General features: G+C 63.9%; 1 pseudogene. It reads right to left on the minus strand.

What is annotated here, in order from left to right:
* Positions 1-173: 173 nt before the first annotated feature.
* Positions 174-371 (minus strand): annotated as a pseudogene (locus tag EXE44_RS20505) (hypothetical protein); the annotation flags it as partial.

Below are 371 nucleotides of genomic sequence, written 5' to 3' on the forward strand. Positions count from 1 at the left end.
GGAGCGTACCTTGAACCCGAGCCGGGAGACGGTCTCGATGTCGGACTCGTAGGGCACCGCTTTGTTCCACGAGGTGTCGTCCGAACCGGCGAGGCGGTCGAAGTTGATCGACTCGCCGATCTCGGTGTCGACGCGACCGAACTCCTCGAACCGACCTCCGGAGCGAGACCGGCTCATGGGGGAGAACACCCCCGGACGAAGGTACCGACGGCACCCGCATGTCTGTCGAGAACGTGGTCGCGAACGGACTCCGCCACGTCTTCCGGTGGGACCTGTTCCTCGTGGATGTAGGTTGACTCGACGACGACCTGGTCGTCCTTGATGGTCGTCTCGGTCAGGACGTTGACGTGGTAGAACTCGCCGTCGCGACG

It is taken from the genome of Halorubrum sp. SS7, from assembly GCF_005435055.1.
GTDB classification, from domain to species: domain Archaea; phylum Halobacteriota; class Halobacteria; order Halobacteriales; family Haloferacaceae; genus Halorubrum; species Halorubrum salinarum.